Annotated in this window: 15 protein-coding genes and 1 tRNA gene; 8 read left to right on the forward strand and 8 right to left on the reverse strand. The window is 41.4% G+C overall.

Translation table 11 applies throughout. The annotated features are described in order from the left end of the window. Window positions 1-27: 27 nt before the first annotated feature. Window positions 28-801, reverse strand: a complete 774-nt coding sequence (cobS, locus tag V7K60_RS17760) for an adenosylcobinamide-GDP ribazoletransferase (RefSeq protein ID WP_334927162.1) — start codon at window positions 799-801, stop codon at window positions 28-30. 376 nt (window positions 802-1,177) lie between these two features. Here cobS and V7K60_RS17765 point away from each other — a divergent pair, with 376 nt between their 5' ends. From V7K60_RS17765 to psbM, 5 genes are all read left to right on the forward strand, one after another. Further along, complete coding sequence (locus V7K60_RS17765; RefSeq protein ID WP_334927163.1) at window positions 1,178-1,630, forward strand: hypothetical protein; 453 nt, start codon at window positions 1,178-1,180, stop codon at window positions 1,628-1,630. A gap of 342 nt (window positions 1,631-1,972) precedes the next feature. Beyond that, window positions 1,973-3,121: a tRNA guanosine(34) transglycosylase Tgt gene (tgt, locus tag V7K60_RS17770; protein ID WP_334927164.1), complete on the forward strand. Its 1,149-nt coding sequence runs from the start codon at window positions 1,973-1,975 to the stop codon at window positions 3,119-3,121. 78 nt (window positions 3,122-3,199) lie between these two features. Next, window positions 3,200-3,337 (forward strand): photosystem II reaction center protein K, encoded by a 138-nt coding sequence (locus V7K60_RS17775; protein ID WP_006195022.1) that lies wholly within the window; start codon window positions 3,200-3,202, stop codon window positions 3,335-3,337. A 186-nt stretch (window positions 3,338-3,523) separates the two neighbouring features. Further along, a complete protein-coding gene (locus tag V7K60_RS17780; protein ID WP_322700633.1) occupies window positions 3,524-3,820 on the forward strand; it encodes a 2Fe-2S iron-sulfur cluster-binding protein in 297 nt (98 codons plus the stop codon). Between the two features lie 204 nt (window positions 3,821-4,024). Then, complete coding sequence (gene psbM / locus V7K60_RS17785) at window positions 4,025-4,141, forward strand: photosystem II reaction center protein PsbM (protein WP_084227279.1); 117 nt, start codon at window positions 4,025-4,027, stop codon at window positions 4,139-4,141. Window positions 4,142-4,295: 154 nt separating this feature from the next. On the opposite strand, the gene V7K60_RS17790 is transcribed toward psbM, so the two are convergent. The 6 genes from V7K60_RS17790 to psbZ all read right to left on the reverse strand — a co-directional run bounded on the left by V7K60_RS17790 (window position 4,296) and on the right by psbZ (window position 9,351). Continuing rightward, window positions 4,296-5,147 (reverse strand): universal stress protein, encoded by an 852-nt coding sequence (locus tag V7K60_RS17790; RefSeq protein ID WP_292863035.1) that lies wholly within the window; start codon window positions 5,145-5,147, stop codon window positions 4,296-4,298. 713 nt (window positions 5,148-5,860) lie between these two features. After that, window positions 5,861-7,126, reverse strand: a complete 1,266-nt coding sequence (locus tag V7K60_RS17795) for a glutamate-5-semialdehyde dehydrogenase (protein WP_334927165.1) — start codon at window positions 7,124-7,126, stop codon at window positions 5,861-5,863. Window positions 7,127-7,130: 4 nt separating this feature from the next. Next, window positions 7,131-7,538, reverse strand: coding sequence for a hypothetical protein (locus tag V7K60_RS17800; protein WP_094348002.1), 408 nt, complete (start codon window positions 7,536-7,538; stop codon window positions 7,131-7,133). A 671-nt stretch (window positions 7,539-8,209) separates the two neighbouring features. Then, window positions 8,210-8,281, reverse strand: a tRNA-Gly gene (locus tag V7K60_RS17805). 109 nt (window positions 8,282-8,390) lie between these two features. Then, the gene (gene ribH / locus V7K60_RS17810) at window positions 8,391-8,969 is read right to left on the reverse strand and encodes a 6,7-dimethyl-8-ribityllumazine synthase (RefSeq protein WP_292779074.1); all 579 of its coding nucleotides are present in this window, start codon (window positions 8,967-8,969) and stop codon (window positions 8,391-8,393) included. Between the two features lie 193 nt (window positions 8,970-9,162). Further along, the gene (gene psbZ, locus V7K60_RS17815; RefSeq protein WP_179068007.1) at window positions 9,163-9,351 is read right to left on the reverse strand and encodes a photosystem II reaction center protein PsbZ; all 189 of its coding nucleotides are present in this window, start codon (window positions 9,349-9,351) and stop codon (window positions 9,163-9,165) included. Between the two features lie 150 nt (window positions 9,352-9,501). Between psbZ and V7K60_RS17820 the strand changes: the two genes are divergently transcribed. Further along, window positions 9,502-12,243, forward strand: coding sequence for a CBS domain-containing protein (locus tag V7K60_RS17820; protein ID WP_334927166.1), 2,742 nt, complete (start codon window positions 9,502-9,504; stop codon window positions 12,241-12,243). A gap of 12 nt (window positions 12,244-12,255) precedes the next feature. Here the strand turns inward: V7K60_RS17820 and V7K60_RS17825 are convergent, their stop codons facing one another. After that, a complete protein-coding gene (locus tag V7K60_RS17825; RefSeq protein WP_334927167.1) occupies window positions 12,256-12,978 on the reverse strand; it encodes a Uma2 family endonuclease in 723 nt (240 codons plus the stop codon). Window positions 12,979-13,410: 432 nt separating this feature from the next. Here V7K60_RS17825 and V7K60_RS17830 point away from each other — a divergent pair, with 432 nt between their 5' ends. Together V7K60_RS17830 and V7K60_RS17835 are read left to right on the forward strand one after the other, a co-directional pair. Then, window positions 13,411-13,656: an ATP-binding cassette domain-containing protein gene (locus tag V7K60_RS17830; RefSeq protein ID WP_334927168.1), complete on the forward strand. Its 246-nt coding sequence runs from the start codon at window positions 13,411-13,413 to the stop codon at window positions 13,654-13,656. 27 nt (window positions 13,657-13,683) lie between these two features. Next, on the forward strand, window positions 13,684-14,868 hold the full coding sequence (locus tag V7K60_RS17835; RefSeq protein ID WP_334927169.1) for an ATP-binding cassette domain-containing protein: 1,185 nt from the start codon (window positions 13,684-13,686) through the stop codon (window positions 14,866-14,868). Window positions 14,869-15,000: the final 132 nt, after the last annotated feature.

Below are 15,000 nucleotides of genomic sequence, written 5' to 3' on the forward strand. Positions count from 1 at the left end.
CCTTCCCCCTTCCCCACTCTCCTCATCTTAAAAAACGGTTAATACACAAAGAAATAGGGCTTCAGTCCACTCAACGACTGCGCCGTAGGTATCTCCAGTGTGTCCACCTAGTTTGTGGTTGAACCATGCACCAGTTAAAGTGGCGATCGCACTTCCAACAACTATCATTGTCAGTGCGAGAAATAGCTGCTGTTTATCTATTAGCCAAAGTAAACCACTCAAACTAAACAACAACAACAATCCCGGTAACAAATCTTTGTAAGAACGAATGGCTTGTTTGTGAAATGCGCCTTTACCAGTTGCTTTCAGATAAGGATATCGGGCGATCGCTAGTTGTTGTCCCCAACGTCCCCAACCACAAGCAGCCATCAGCAATAAGCAACGGTTTTCTGGCATATCCGCTAAAGCTGTTATTTTCAGTATCACCAAGGTGATCGCAGCCATTGCTCCAAAGGCTCCTGTAGCACTATCTGCCATCACCTCCAGTCGCCGATCTGGGTCGCCCACTGCTAAACCATCGGCAGTATCCATTGCCCCATCTAAGTGCAATCCTCCAGTGATGGCAATCCAAACACTTACTACCAAAGCACTACGAGTTAGCACGGGCATCCCCAGATAATCCATCCCTGTATCCAGTAACCCTAAAATTCCCCCAATTATCAACCCAACAAGGGAAGCAAGACGTGCCACTCCCTGAAAATCCAATCCGTTTAAATACGGTAATGGAATACTTGTGTAAAATATAATACTAGCTGCCAGCTTTAACAGCAGCTTTTTCCACCACTGTTGCTGTTTCGTCATCTGAATTACATTAATTTTTGGTAAATTGCTGGATAATAGTCTTGATTTCGGTACAACCGACATGAGCAGACTTTAAAACTTTAAATAAGATTTACTTCTATTAAACATTCTCGTTGAAAATTTTGTTATGCTGGTCTAAGTGGCAATTAAGTACTTTTGAGTAATTTCTTATACAAAAATAAGTGATTTAGGAAGTTAAAATTCCATCACGGAGCAAAATTTGTGTTTTGTATTCCTTAACTAAAAACTTACTCCAAATTATTAGACGATTGCCCCATAAAATTGATATTTTTTTAAATGTAGGGAGTAAACAAGCTATTCAATTATGACAGTTTAGCTATGTTACTGCTCTCCTTAGCTCAATCGCAATTTTCCTATGAGTCACCATCTACCCGACACCAGGATACCAGCTCCGTGCATTATTAACACGGGCATCATTGTGAATAAGCTCGACATCCGGCGATTGCTGGCAGATTTAGGTCGAGTCCACTACATCTACACCCAAGAAGATAAGGTACTGAGCGAGGGTGAAGGAGATGTGATGGAAGTTTTTGCCAATCCGCAAAGGTCTACCTTAGTGGCTAACCGCGCGCTATATCTGAATGTTTGTAGTTTTGATTACTTAGAACTAAAACAGTCGTTGCAACAAGAAACCTACTTCGATTTGATGCAAGAAGGAGTGTGTCTGCGGTTAATTCCCCGATCAACCCCTTTACAAGAGCGACGAGAACGAAGCTTCAATGTCAGCGCCATAGAAGCGATGATGGAACAAGTACTCTCAGCCAGGTGGGATGCAGAAATTGACGATGACTGTTCTGATTCTTTCTAAATAACAATTATTTAGAGTATATACTCGTAAAGTTGGTAACTAGGTTAGTAATGAATGCTTAAGTGTTCACTAAAACTCAATTACCAATTTTGATGTTTGTCCATAATTTAGCCAAATAATATTAATTTTGCCCTAATACCATTTGGTTTTATGGCTGCTAGTAGCGCAAGGCAAAAGTCAAAAGTCAAAAATCAAAAGTCAAAAAGCTTTCATCTTAAGCTTTCTGGCTGTAATGAAATGGTAGGTTTATTTCTGCCGCGTTGTACTAGTTATGGATTTCTGAAACTCTTTACTGATTAGTGTTTCACAATCCAAAATCTAAAATCTAAAATTCCAAATGGCATGAGTGCGAATTTTTCTTTTCAATGTCTTGCTTGCTGTAGTCAGACAAAAGCTAGAGCAGGAGTGTTTTTCACCCCTCACGGTCTTGTAGAAACCCCCAGATTTATGCCAGTGGGAACGCTGGCAAATGTCAAAACTATTACTCCAGCCCAGCTACGAGATACTGGGGCACAAATGATCTTATCCAATACTTATCATCTTCACCTACAACCAGGGGAAACGATCGTGGCTGGGGGTGGTGGGTTGCACAAATTTATGGGTTGGAACGGTCCAATGCTCACAGATTCGGGTGGGTTTCAGGTCTTCAGCTTAAGCGAGATGCGAAAAATTACTGAAGAAGGCGTAACTTTTCGCTCGCCCCATGATGGACAAATTATTAACTTAACACCAGAGCGCTCCATTGAGATTCAAAATACTTTGGGGGCTGATGTGATTATGGCCTTTGATGAGTGTCCGCCCTACCCAGCGACTCGCCAAGAGGTAGAAACTGCAACTGAGCGCACTTACCGCTGGTTAGAACGCTGCATAACGGCTCATCAACGCAGCGATCAGGCGTTGTTTGGGATTGTGCAAGGGGGTGTGTATTTGGATTTGCGTTGCCGTGCGGCGGAAGCTTTGGCTAAGTTGGATTTGCCCGGATATGCCATTGGTGGCGTGAGTGTGGGAGAACCGCCAGAATTAATGGCTGAGATTGTCAAAGTGACAGCACCGCTTTTACCCCCCGAAAAGCCGCGTTACTTAATGGGTGTAGGTACTTATCGGGAAATGGCGATCGCGATCGCATCTGGTATAGATTTATTTGATTGCGTCATTCCCACTCGCTGGGCAAGACATGGTACAGCGATAGTCCAAGGCGGACGCTGGAATTTAAAAAATGCTAAATTTCGTGAAGATTTTACGCCATTAGATGAAACTTGCCCGTGCTACACTTGTCAAAATTTTAGCCGTGCTTACATATCTCATTTAGTGCGATCGCAGGAAATTTTAGCTTATACCTTGTTGAGCATTCACAACATTACCGAACTAATTCGCTTTACGCAAAAAATTAGAGAAGCAATATTGAGCGATCGCTTTGTTGCAGAATTTGGTTACTGGCTCAACTCATCTGAATCAGCATCAGATAAGGGTGAAATTACAAATGACTATTGATCAATGATCGAGACTCAAACCATGTTAAGATACTTCTCAATTATGAAAGCTGTGTTGGATAGGTGGATTTAAACAAAAATGGAAGCAGCACTTTTATTAGCAAAACTGCCAGAAGCTTACCAAATCTTCGATCCTTTGGTAGACGTTCTCCCAGTTATCCCCGTATTCTTCTTGTTGCTTGCTTTCGTTTGGCAAGCAGCTGTGGGATTTAGATAAGTTAATTTATTGTTCAATTTATAGGGCAGGTACTCTACCTGTCCTATTTTTTTTGCAGCACTGTGTTTGATAAAGTTAATATTTATTAATATTTTGCAACAAATTATTATAAGAAATAAGATGTTAATCAAGCTATGTCAATATGAAGCCTTGAAAGCCAAGCTTATAGTCAAAAAGGAATTAGTTGTGGGTAATATCAAATTCGTTAAAGAAAATAAAGAGGTAGTAGCGGCAGATGGCGCTAATCTCCGCCTCAAGGCGATACAAAATGGCATTGACATATATACATTGATTGGCAAAATGACTAATTGTGGTGGTAACGGTCAGTGTAGTACTTGTGTTGTGGAAATAGTCGAAGGACTAGAAAATCTTTCCCCCCGCACAGACGTAGAAAACCGAAAATTTAAGAAAAAGCCGGAAAATTACCGTCTTGCCTGTCAAACTTTAGTGAATGGCTCAGTCAGCGTAGTCACGAAGCCTTAAATTCTCAAATCTGTCATGTATATATCTAGTCAGTAGTCAAAATACTTACCAAAATTGAGTTTCCTCTCTACGAGACGCTACGCGGATATTTTGAATACTTCGACAAGCTCAGTACAAGTTTTGAATTTTGAATTGGTATAACTCTGTCATCGTTGATGCTATCCTAATGTTATTGACTGGAAATTTAAGAGAGGCTTTCTTGCCATGCAAGTTAATGACCTAGGGTTCATAGCGAGCATTTTGTTCGTACTAGTCCCCGCTGTGTTTTTACTAATTCTGTACATCCAAACTGCTAGCCGCGAAGGTGGAAAAGATAGTTAAGATTAAGAGTTTGTGCATAAAATAAATAACCCCTGCACTATTGGTGAAGGGGTTTTTATTTATCAACCAGCAACTTAGCGCTGAATAGTAAAGGCAACACAAGTCTTACTTTACTATTCTATGACAACAATTATTATACTCAGCACTGTTAACTTTAAGCGATTGTCCGCGCCAATAATACTGGACAAGTGGCATTGACTCGAACATAGTCAGACAAAGAAGATCCGATGAGTCGATCTATATCAACAAAACTCTTAGCGATCGATGGACGACGATCTGGAGAACCGAGCAATAATAAGTCTATATTTAACTCTTCTGCCAATCGACAAATTTCTTCACCAGGCTTGCCACTGCTGATATAAGAACGAGATTGGATGCCTTGTTTTTCAGCTTCTGCAACAGCAGCTGCTAAAACTGGATTTTTATCTGAGTTAACCTGGGTTATTTCCGATTTTTTACCGCCAAAATCTGTACTAATATTTGCCAAAATTAATTCGCCGCCCGGAATATCTCGGAGTAAAAACAATGCCAATTTTAAGCAATTTTTTGCTGAATCAGAATTGTCTATTGCCACCATAATGCGCTTAATTCTTTTAACATAAATGTCATCTTTTACCAGCAACATGGGGCGAGAAGATAGTTGGAAAACATACTGACTGACTGAGTTTGATAAAATCGATTGCAGCCGCTTCAGTCCGCGTGAACCCATAATAATCAAGTCAGCGTCGATTTCATCGGCGACTTGGCAAACTACATCTTTGGGGTCGCCTTCACGCAAAATTGAAGAAACTTGGCTAGGATCTAAGTTCAAGGTTTGAATGGCATTCGCCAGGATTTTACCACCATTTTCCCATTTAGCTGTCATGGTAGTAGCAGTTCTTTGTGCAGGAACAACATGCAAAATTGTAACTTTTGCAGATTGAATTGAAGGGATTTCTTTCAGGGTTTTGAGCATTTCCTCTGCGTGTCCCAATCCTGATACAGCCAGCAAAATTCTTCTGATCATCTTACGTAATTTTTGTGAAGTTTACTTTTGTTTTCGCTGTTGGTACTTGGCTCTGGTCGGATTTTCACCACCTTGTTTGACAGCCTTGTTAGTAAGTTGGCACAAATAAACTTTGTTTTTTAGTATTTAACACTCAAACAAATAGCAAAGGATAAAAAACTAAACAAATATTTAAGTTTATTTGCACTTAGTTACTTAAACTTTCAACTAGACTTCAACTATTAAGGATACTCTCAATGTAGCCCGATGAACTTAATAAATTATAATGTTAGTTATTATTTTTAATCTAGGTTAAGTTTTTTTAATTAAGAGTTAGTTAAGTATTGCGAAGAAATGCTAAAACAACTCTTCAGCAAAATTGATTTAGTGTAATCTTTAACAGGCGATCGCTTTCGACTTGAATAGTCTACACTCCTCCTGAATTACCCATATTTTTTACCTTTTTTAAGTCTTTTGCAGTTTTGGTAACTCAGATAGGATTGCTATATCCAAACATTCGCAAAATGCAGGATAACAACATCCGAATTCGGATGTTGTTATAGTCGAAATTATATTTAATACTATATTGAAACCCCCCAATTTCTATTTGCAAGGTTTGTTTGATGACTTGTGAGATTTGCTTAACTGCACCGTTGAGGTCGGGGGAATTTAATTATTCACGGTGATTTGAGATCGTTTTACTTCAGAATTCTAGTGTATAAATTACGAATTATTTAAAATCTGCCATTCCCCTGAACAATGTGCTTAACGGTGGTTAAGGTTTCCAGGCTGATAAATCCCCGACGATGACCTTTTTGGTTAGACATACCGAGAAACACTGAATCTCCCCGTGAGGGGTTGCGGGAAAAACGTGGGGAAGTGTTGATGTAGGTAGAGGCGCTGTTAACTCCCAAGGCAAACTGCCGACTTTCCTGGTAAGATTCAGTAACGATGGAGTCAGCATGACCACTACTGTATTCATTAATCCAGGCGATTGCAGCCTCTAAGCTATCCACCAGTTTAAAAGCTACTGTTTTGGTTAAATAAGGGTTTCCCCATTCGCCTTCCTTCACCAGCTGCAACTGAGGAAAGGCTTGTACTAGTTCTGCATCCCCTTTAATTTCAAAGCCTTTTTCCATCAAACTGTTCCACAAAACAGCTAAAGATGATGGCAAGGCCTGACGATGAATTAGTACCTTTTCAATGGCGTTGACTTGATCGGGTTCACTTTGATGACTATTAAGAATCATCCAGCGCACCATTTCTAAGCTACTATTGGGCGACCAGTAGAGGTAACAGTTACCCATCGCTGATTTTAAAACTGGGCAAGTTGCTTGTCGGACTACCTGCTGTACTAAGCTAGAACGTCCGTAGGGAATAACTAAATTCACGTACTGGTCTTGGGTGACTAAATCCCGAATCGAAGCCCCATGTTCTGCTGTGATCAGTTCTAAACAGCCCGGAGCTAGACCAACTTCTGCAATCGCATTTTGCAGTGCCTCAGCGATAGCGGCGTTGGAATGGCTAGCTTCGGTGCTGCCTTTGAGAATTATACAATTGCCAGTTTTGATACAAAAACCCGCTGCGATCGCCCCTAAATCGGGAAACGCCTCATAAATAAATCCAATTACTCCCAAGGGCATTAACTGGGTATAACTCTGGGAATCTTCCAGTTGATAATCAGCAGTTCTGACACGTCGCAACGGATCTGATAATTCCCCCAACCGTTGTAAAATGTCTACTGTCATCTCTAGCCTTGTGGGAGTCAGCTTCAGCCAGTCCAATATCAACTCAGGTACTGCCATTTCCCGACTGGCTTCTAAATCCAAGGTATTGGCTTCTAGAATGTCGTCAAATGAGCGCTCAATCGCCTGTGCCATCGCCAATACTGCACGACTTCGGTCTGCTCCCTTTGTGAGTCCCAACTTTAGGGAAGCTTGATAGGCTCGTTGGGCACTAGTAATCGGTTCGGGGTGGTCATCCAAAACTTCAACAGTCATTGAGTTAACGTCTGTAGGTCAGCCAGACCATTAGTGCTGGTAAGATAGCCAATAGCACCGCCACCATTGCCCAAGCAATAATGCTGGAACCATTTGCCAATCGCAGTGCTAATGGCAGCCATATAATCACTAGCACGAAAATAATGCCCAGCGCTATAGGCAGATAGCTTTCTCCCAAGCGGGGATGGACAACATGCCAACTATTTCCCATCCAACGCCAAGCCCGTTTGTAGGGATAGGTGGTAGAAAGCTGTTCTAGGACATGACCATTATCTTCTACCACAAAGATTTGCTGACAGCGATCGCAACCAAATGCTTCTGTCAGCGTAATCGGAATTAACTGACCCCGGCGACGACAGGGACAGGGGTATTCGGTATTAAAATCGATTTTTTCGGGTTTTTGAGATTGCACAAGCGTTCTAATAACTTGAGCGTGTTTTACATGAACTGCGAGAATATGATGCCTTAGAGGCTTCTGTGTTTATATACATAGAAAGGCGATACAAACATTGTCCTGATTAAATATAGTAGATGCAGCTAACTTTTAGTATACTAGTTGCCAAATTAGTACGGAGTTATCTATTTGTAGTCTTTCTCCGTAGCTGGCGATCTTGTTTAAAAACTTTCTTCTTTTCATCTGTCACTTTCAAGGTAATGTGGTTGCGTTTTTGGGGATTTATTATGCTGACAGACCTGGTACAATTTTAAGCATAGGTAGCTACCACTCCGAAAGCAAATCCTTTGGGAAGGCTACGCTCGTAAACAACACACATCAACAAACCCGCTAATTTACCTTTGGGTCACTGTAACTATATATTACTATCAGTTCTCAAGGTTAGATCGGCATTATGTCCAATATCTACTCCTTGGAGTTCACAAGCGTTTACAGAGCGGGAATTGCTAAAATATCTATTGTAGTGTGTAACTCTTTGTCCAAATGTATAAGGATTGTGACTAATGTTGACTTACTTGTCCACATTTGGATGGGTTTACAAGAGTGCAGATCTAATCTACGAAAACTTCAACACACCCTAAAAACACCAAACCTCTTGGAACTGTTAAATTCAAGAGGTTTTAGTTGGAAGCGGGTAACGCGATTCGAACGCGCGACATTCACCTTGGCAAGGTGACGCTCTACCACTGAGCTATACCCGCGATCATCACCCAAATAGTAATATCTCAGATTTATCTGTAATTGTCAACCCCTTAATTCAGTTATGAGTGCTGAGTTTTTTAACTCATAACTCAGCACTCATAACTGAATTTAGCCCACTTCTTCTGACTCCACAGTTAAATTACCAACGCTGGCACTTGGAAAAGAGGCTGGTAAAGACTGACTATTACGAGAATATGGCTCTGCTAGGTTAGAACGCAGTTGCCGCATCAGGCTAGCCATTTCTAAGGCATTCAGGGCGTAATCCCAGCCATGATTACCTTTTATACCTGCCCGTTCTAGAGCTTGCTGCATAGTATCTACTGTCAAAATGCCAAAAATTACTGGCACCCCAGTTTGAAAGCTAGCGGCAGCAATGCCTTTAGAAACCTCTGAAGATACGTAATCAAAATGGGGTGTTTGTCCTCGAATGACTGCACCAAGACAAATTACAGCATCATAACGATGGGAAAGTGCTAATTGGCGAGCTACTAAAGGTACCTCAAAACTTCCCGGAACCCAAACATAGTCCACCTGATTACCTTGGGGATTAGGGTCTACACCGTGGCGTTTTAAACAATCTTGACATCCCTCTAGCAGCTTTCCGGTAACGAGGTCATTGAATCGACCAATCACCACTGCAAACCGCAAAGGCTCCGTTTGGGTAAAAGTTCCCTCGAAAACTGCCATGACTGCCTCTTTATCAACTATACTTCTGGCCAATATACATTTCATATTTAAATTGTAAAGGAGCAGGAAAGCGCGGTCAGGATGAAGTTAGTAGGAAAAAGAAAAAATCCTTTATTTCCCTTAACCTTTGACCTTGGCTTTTCTGCCCCTCTAGTTCTTATATTATGTGCCTGCGCCAGAGCGAAGCCGTCACCTACACGACAAAAAAGTTTAACAAACCAACTAAAAATACCAAACCAATCCAGACCCCAGAACCAACCCAGAGCAGTTTTTTAGATTCACCCCAATTTTGGGGAGTGGCGTAAGCAACCGGAACGCCCACAACTAGGACAAAAGACAACAAGACTAAACCTATCAAGGCAAATTGGAATATTATGGTCATTTTTGCTTCTCCCAATACAGCGAAATACTAAGGATAGAATATCCTAAAGGGCGACACTGACACTTTCTGATTATTTTTAAGCTAGCAGAAATTGCAACATTTTTGTCATTTGTCCTTTGTCTAAGTACAAGTGATTAATGACTCTTAACTATGGATTTAATTCTTTGCCATACGACAGCAGATTTTGACGCATTAGGAGCAGCAGTAGGGTTAACGCGCCTACTATCGGGAAGCAAGATTGTGCTAACTGGCGGCTCTCATCCTACTGTACGGGATTTTTTAGCATTGCATCGGGATGAATATTCGCTGATTGAACGCCGTTCGGTGAATCCAGAAAAAATTCGCTCTCTGAGTGTGGTGGATACACAACAGCGCGATCGCTTGGGTAAAGCTGCTGAGTGGTTAGATTTATCTAGTCTAAAAGAGATTATAGTTTATGACCATCACTTAGGACAAGAATCAGATATTCCCGCGACGCGATCGCATATTGACTCAGTAGGAGCCGCCACAACTTTAATCGTCGAGCAATTGCAACAACAAGAAATTTCCTTGACTCCTGCCGAAGCAACTGTGATGGCTTTAGGTATCCACGTTGACACTGGATCTTTGACATATGACCAGTCCACACCACGGGATGCCCTAGCTTTGGCTTGGTTGATGCAACAAGGGGCTAGTTTATCAGTAATTTCCACCTACCGTGACCCCGGATTATCTCCGCAATTACAGCAGCTATTAACTGAGGCACTGGAAAGTTTAGAAGATATCTGTCTGCGTGGATATACGGTTGCTTGGGTAATTTTGAAAACTGAGGCTTTTGTGCCAGGGCTATCGAGCCTAGCTTCGGAACTTGTGGAATTAACCGAAATTGATGCCCTACTGTTGGCTAACGAGTATCCTTTAGGTGAAGAGGATTCACGCTTAACTGTAATTGGGCGATCGCAAATTCCCAAAACGAATCTGAACCTATTATTTCAACTATTGGGTGGCGGCGGTCATTCGCAAGCCGCATCGCTAAATCTAAGGGGAGTTGATTCGCAGGCAATATTAAAACAACTCCTTGACGGGATAAAAGCACAAATTCCCCATCCCCTCACTGCTAGGGATTTGATGTCTTCTCCTGTCCGCACGATTCTGCCTGAAACGACAATTGCCGAAGCCCAGCGCATTTTATTACGCTATGGACACTCTGGTTTATTCGTAGTCGATACTCAAGGGCAACTAGTAGGTATTATTTCGCGGCGGGATATTGATATCGCCTTACACCACGGATTTAGTCATGCACCAGTCAAGGGCTACATGACTAAGAATCTCAAAACGATTACACCAGATACAACATTGCCACAAATTGAGTCGCTGATGGTGACTTATGATATTGGACGCTTACCAGTGTTGGAAAATGAGCAGTTAATGGGCATTGTCACCCGTACTGATGTCTTGCGGGAATTGCATCAAGAAAGGGATGAAGACCAAGAGGGAGAGCAAAAATTCAAAATTCAAAATGACGCTCACAGACTCGCTAACGCTGCGCTAACAAAATTTAAAATTTCTCTCAGCACTGAATTGCAAAATCGCCTTGCTCCGCAACTGTGGCAATTACTCACTACAGCATCACAAGAGGCAGAAAAACGGGGTTGGCATCTTTATCTAGTGGGCGGTGCAGTGCGGGATTTGCTATTGGCTGAAGCAGTAGCGGGTACTTTGATGATTAAAGATATCGATCTTGTGGTTGATGGCTTTCATAAATCAGCAGATGTCGGTGCTGGTGTGGAATTAGCAAAGGCATTCCAACAACTTTACCCTATGGCTCGCTTAGAAATCCACGGGGCTTTTCAAACTGCGGCTTTGTTGTGGCACAAAGACCCAGAATTAGATTCTCTATGGGTAGATATTGCCACTGCTAGAACAGAATTCTATCCTTATCCAGCTGCAAATCCAGAAGTTGAGGCGAGTTCCATTCGTCAAGATTTGTATCGCCGAGATTTTACCATTAACGCCCTTGCCTTGCGCCTGACTTCCCCTCGTACTGGTGAATTACTCGATTTTTTTGGTGGATTACTAGATTTACAAGCTAAACAAATTCGGGTTTTACACGCTAATAGCTTTATTGAAGACCCCACCCGCATTTTTCGTGGCGTGCGCTTTGCCGTGCGCTTCGGATTTCAAATAGAACTGCAAACTGAAGAATTTATCCGCTATGCCATCAACAGTGGTGTTTACGATCGCACTGCTCAAGAGAATAGCAGAACTCCAGCCCTGCAAACTCGACTGAAAACAGAACTAAAACACATCCTAGAAGCGCCCTACTGGAAATCAGCTTTACAGTTACTCGATAACTTAGAGGCATTGCAATGCATCCATCCTACCCTGAAGCTAGACGCAGAACTCTTGCGACAATTACGTTTGCTAGAACGCTGTTTGCGACGATTTGACCCGCAACCAACCCTGATTCATTGGGAAATGCGTTTAGAAGCGTTAATTGCTCATCTAGCACCACAATATCGGGCAAAAGTAGCAAAAAATCTGCAATTGCAAGAAGATGGCATTAAACGCTTGCAAAACTTGGCTTCTGCCCAAGCTGAGGTAATGGAATCTTTGCCTAAGTGTCAAAGTCCTAGTCAAGTAATGCAGTTGTTACGACAGTATGATTTACCAATGCTGATTTTAATTGCTGTGCAAAGTCCGCGATCGCTTAGACATCAGATTTGGGAATATTTAACTGTTTGGGCTAATGTGCAGCCACTACTGAATGGCAATGATTTAAAGAAACTTGGTTACAAACCAGGGCCTCAATATCGGCAAATATTAGATGATATGCTTGCTGCTACTTTGGATGGAGTAATTAAAGATAAGACTGAAGCTGAGGAGTTTTTAGCCCAACACTATCCTAAATAAAATAGCTCTGGTCTAAATTGTATCTGGATTGATATTTAACTCCCGCAGTTTTGCTGCTAAACGTTCAGCTTTTTGTTCAGCTTGTTCAGCTTTTTGTTCAGCTTGTTCAGCTTTTTGCTGTACCTGTTCTGCCGTTTCTTCCGGTGTTGGTACTAGTTGCCCATCTCGTGTAAAAAACCGCAATAAACCTTCATCAACTCCCAAATATAACCCTAGCTGATGGCTCCACAAATATCCTTGTTCACTTGCTTGTAGAGGTTGGTATTCTCCATCTACTAAATGAAATCCCGCAAATTCTTGTGTGTAAGGGTCAAACCAAAAATAATCGGGTGTGCGGAAGGCATCTTGATAAATTGTCTTCTTTAAACCTTTATCAGTATTAGCTGTTGAGTTGGATAAAATTTCTAGAATTACATTCGGATATTTGCCATCTTCTTCCCAGACTACCCAACTTTTGCGGGTTTTACGTTCTGTTCTCAGCACAACAAAAAAGTCTGGCCCCCGGAAGTGTTCTGATTTGCGTTGGCGTGGACTGTAGTAGATAGTCAGATTTCCCGCTGCATAGAAATCATTTCTATCTCGCCACAACCATTCCAGACATGTTAAAAGTAGGATTATTTGCCGTAAATGCAGTTCGCTTTCCAAGGGAGGTTCGTCACTATATAAATCACCAGGGGGAAATATAACATCTTGGCAAATGCCTTCTTGAGAATCTAATTCTTGAGCAATGGTCATAGAATAGATAGGGCATAAAGTAGTTATTAATTTATTTTACCACTGTCGTAGTTAGCGATCAGCCTGACAGCATAGCTATCCTTTACTGCGCTACATTAACGCTTGGTAAAAACAGGCGATCGCATTCTTGCTTTCCGAAATCCCTTAGTGCTACATTGTAGTCAATATCAAACCTCATCACAACTCCAATGAGATAGCACAAATGAAGTAGTACCAAACACCTGTTGCACTAAAGCAACAAATGTCAACGAAGAATAAACGCAACTAGTTTGACAGGTTTACTTCACATAGTCATGTACTAAAAATATTGTCATCACTCCTATCTACATAGAACCGCTTGACGATTGTCTGTGGCTGGTTTTTTTGTGTCTAATCTACCCGCAGCTTTTGGAAATACGCGGGTGGAATTTTGCGAATTGAGGTTTGAGAAGAATGTCGAAAAAATCAATATTGTTAGCTGAGAACTTAGCATATAAACTCAGTATAGATAAAACTTTGTTTCAAGGAGTTCATGTGAATATCGATGCGGGCGATCGCATTGCCTTGGTTTGTCGCAACGGAATAGGAAAATCAACCCTACTCAAGATACTTGCAAGTCAATTCAGCCCCAATATAGGCTCAGTTTTGTGTCATGGTCTAGTCTATTATTTGCCACAAATCAGCACTATCAGACAATAAATTAAAGCAGAGACAGTGCTTAATTTTTTGATTTCTATATTTGATGAATGGTGGAATATTGAGGATATTTTAGAAACACAATTTCACACCACCCTTGACCTGTCACTACCAATTACTAACTTGAGTGGTGGAGAACTTACTAAACTATTTCTGGCAATCGGTTTAGCTCAAGAACCAAAATTGCTATTACTTGATGAGCCAACAAATCACATGGATTTGCAAGCGTTAGAAAACTTAAAGCAGTTTCTTCAAGATTTTACAGGCGCTTTTGTAATTGTCTCACATAAGCCTTTTTTTTTAGACCAAGTAACAGAAGTAACGTGGGAACTTACACCTGTTGGCTTGAAAATATATGGTGGTAATTTCTCGTACTATCGAGAACAAAAAGAAATAGAGTTAGAGGTAGCATTACGATCGCACGAAGCCGCCAGAAAGGAACTCAAACGTACCCAAGCCACAGCGATGCAAGAACAGCAACACGCAGCCCAATCTAGTCGCAACGGTCGCGCCAAGTTTCTGAATGGTAGTATTGATAGAATGGCAGCAGGACTGATTAAAACCAAAGCTGAGGTGTCTACCGGAACAGCGAAAAAGAAACATGAAGCAGCAGTAGCAAAGGCTAATCAAAAAGTTGCAGAGACGAAGGTCAAAACTACTAAAGTAACGAGTATTCAGCTAGAAGAAAAAAATCAAAAACGCAGAAATTTAATTAATATCCAGGGTGCAAATCTTAGAATATCAGAACGTCTAATGATTCAAAATATTCAACTGTATGTATCATCTGGCGATCGCATAGCCATTATTGGTGCAAACGGTTCTGGTAAATCGAGTCTGGTCAAAGCAATTTTGGGGGTGGAAAACCAAACAGCAGTTTTAGAATCAGGTGAGATTTTGCTCACACCAGCAATGAAAGCTGTATATCTCGATCAAACCTACGAATTGGTAAATTGTCAATACACAATTCTGGAAAATATGCAAGCTACCAATCCTCGTCTCAGCTATCAGCTTTTGCGTCAACAACTAGGACACTTTCTCTTTAAATATGATGACGTTCACAAAAGCGCCTCTGTACTGAGTGGAGGTGAATTGGCAAGATTAGCGATCGCTATGATCAGTATCTCAGAAATCGATCTACTGATTCTTGATGAGCCAACTAATAACCTGGATATTGAAACTGTTGAACAAATGGTAATAGGTATCAATGATTACTAGGGAGCGCTTTGGGTAATTTCCCACGATATCGATTTCCTCAGCCGGATTAACATTACCCAAGGTTTCAAGTTGAGGGAACAAATCTTGCAAATGACAACTTATTTACCGAGTACACCAGAGCAATATTATCAA

The organism is Nostoc sp. (genome assembly GCF_036917555.1).
GTDB lineage: Bacteria > Cyanobacteriota > Cyanobacteriia > Cyanobacteriales > Nostocaceae > Nostoc.

Coding starts and splice junctions, on each gene's coding strand:
- cobS (WP_334927162.1), bottom strand. CDS start 801: ATGACGAAACAGCAACAGTGGTGGAAAAAGCTGCTGTTAAAGCTGGCA.
- V7K60_RS17765 (WP_334927163.1), top strand. CDS start 1,178: ATGAGTCACCATCTACCCGACACCAGGATACCAGCTCCGTGCATTATT.
- tgt (WP_334927164.1), top strand. CDS start 1,973: ATGAGTGCGAATTTTTCTTTTCAATGTCTTGCTTGCTGTAGTCAGACA.
- V7K60_RS17775 (WP_006195022.1), top strand. CDS start 3,200: ATGGAAGCAGCACTTTTATTAGCAAAACTGCCAGAAGCTTACCAAATC.
- psbM (WP_084227279.1), top strand. CDS start 4,025: ATGCAAGTTAATGACCTAGGGTTCATAGCGAGCATTTTGTTCGTACTA.
- V7K60_RS17790 (WP_292863035.1), bottom strand. CDS start 5,147: ATGATCAGAAGAATTTTGCTGGCTGTATCAGGATTGGGACACGCAGAG.
- V7K60_RS17795 (WP_334927165.1), bottom strand. CDS start 7,126: ATGACTGTTGAAGTTTTGGATGACCACCCCGAACCGATTACTAGTGCC.
- ribH (WP_292779074.1), bottom strand. CDS start 8,969: ATGGCAGTTTTCGAGGGAACTTTTACCCAAACGGAGCCTTTGCGGTTT.
- psbZ (WP_179068007.1), bottom strand. CDS start 9,351: ATGACCATAATATTCCAATTTGCCTTGATAGGTTTAGTCTTGTTGTCT.
- V7K60_RS17820 (WP_334927166.1), top strand. CDS start 9,502: ATGGATTTAATTCTTTGCCATACGACAGCAGATTTTGACGCATTAGGA.
- V7K60_RS17825 (WP_334927167.1), bottom strand. CDS start 12,978: ATGACCATTGCTCAAGAATTAGATTCTCAAGAAGGCATTTGCCAAGAT.
- V7K60_RS17830 (WP_334927168.1), top strand. CDS start 13,411: ATGTCGAAAAAATCAATATTGTTAGCTGAGAACTTAGCATATAAACTC.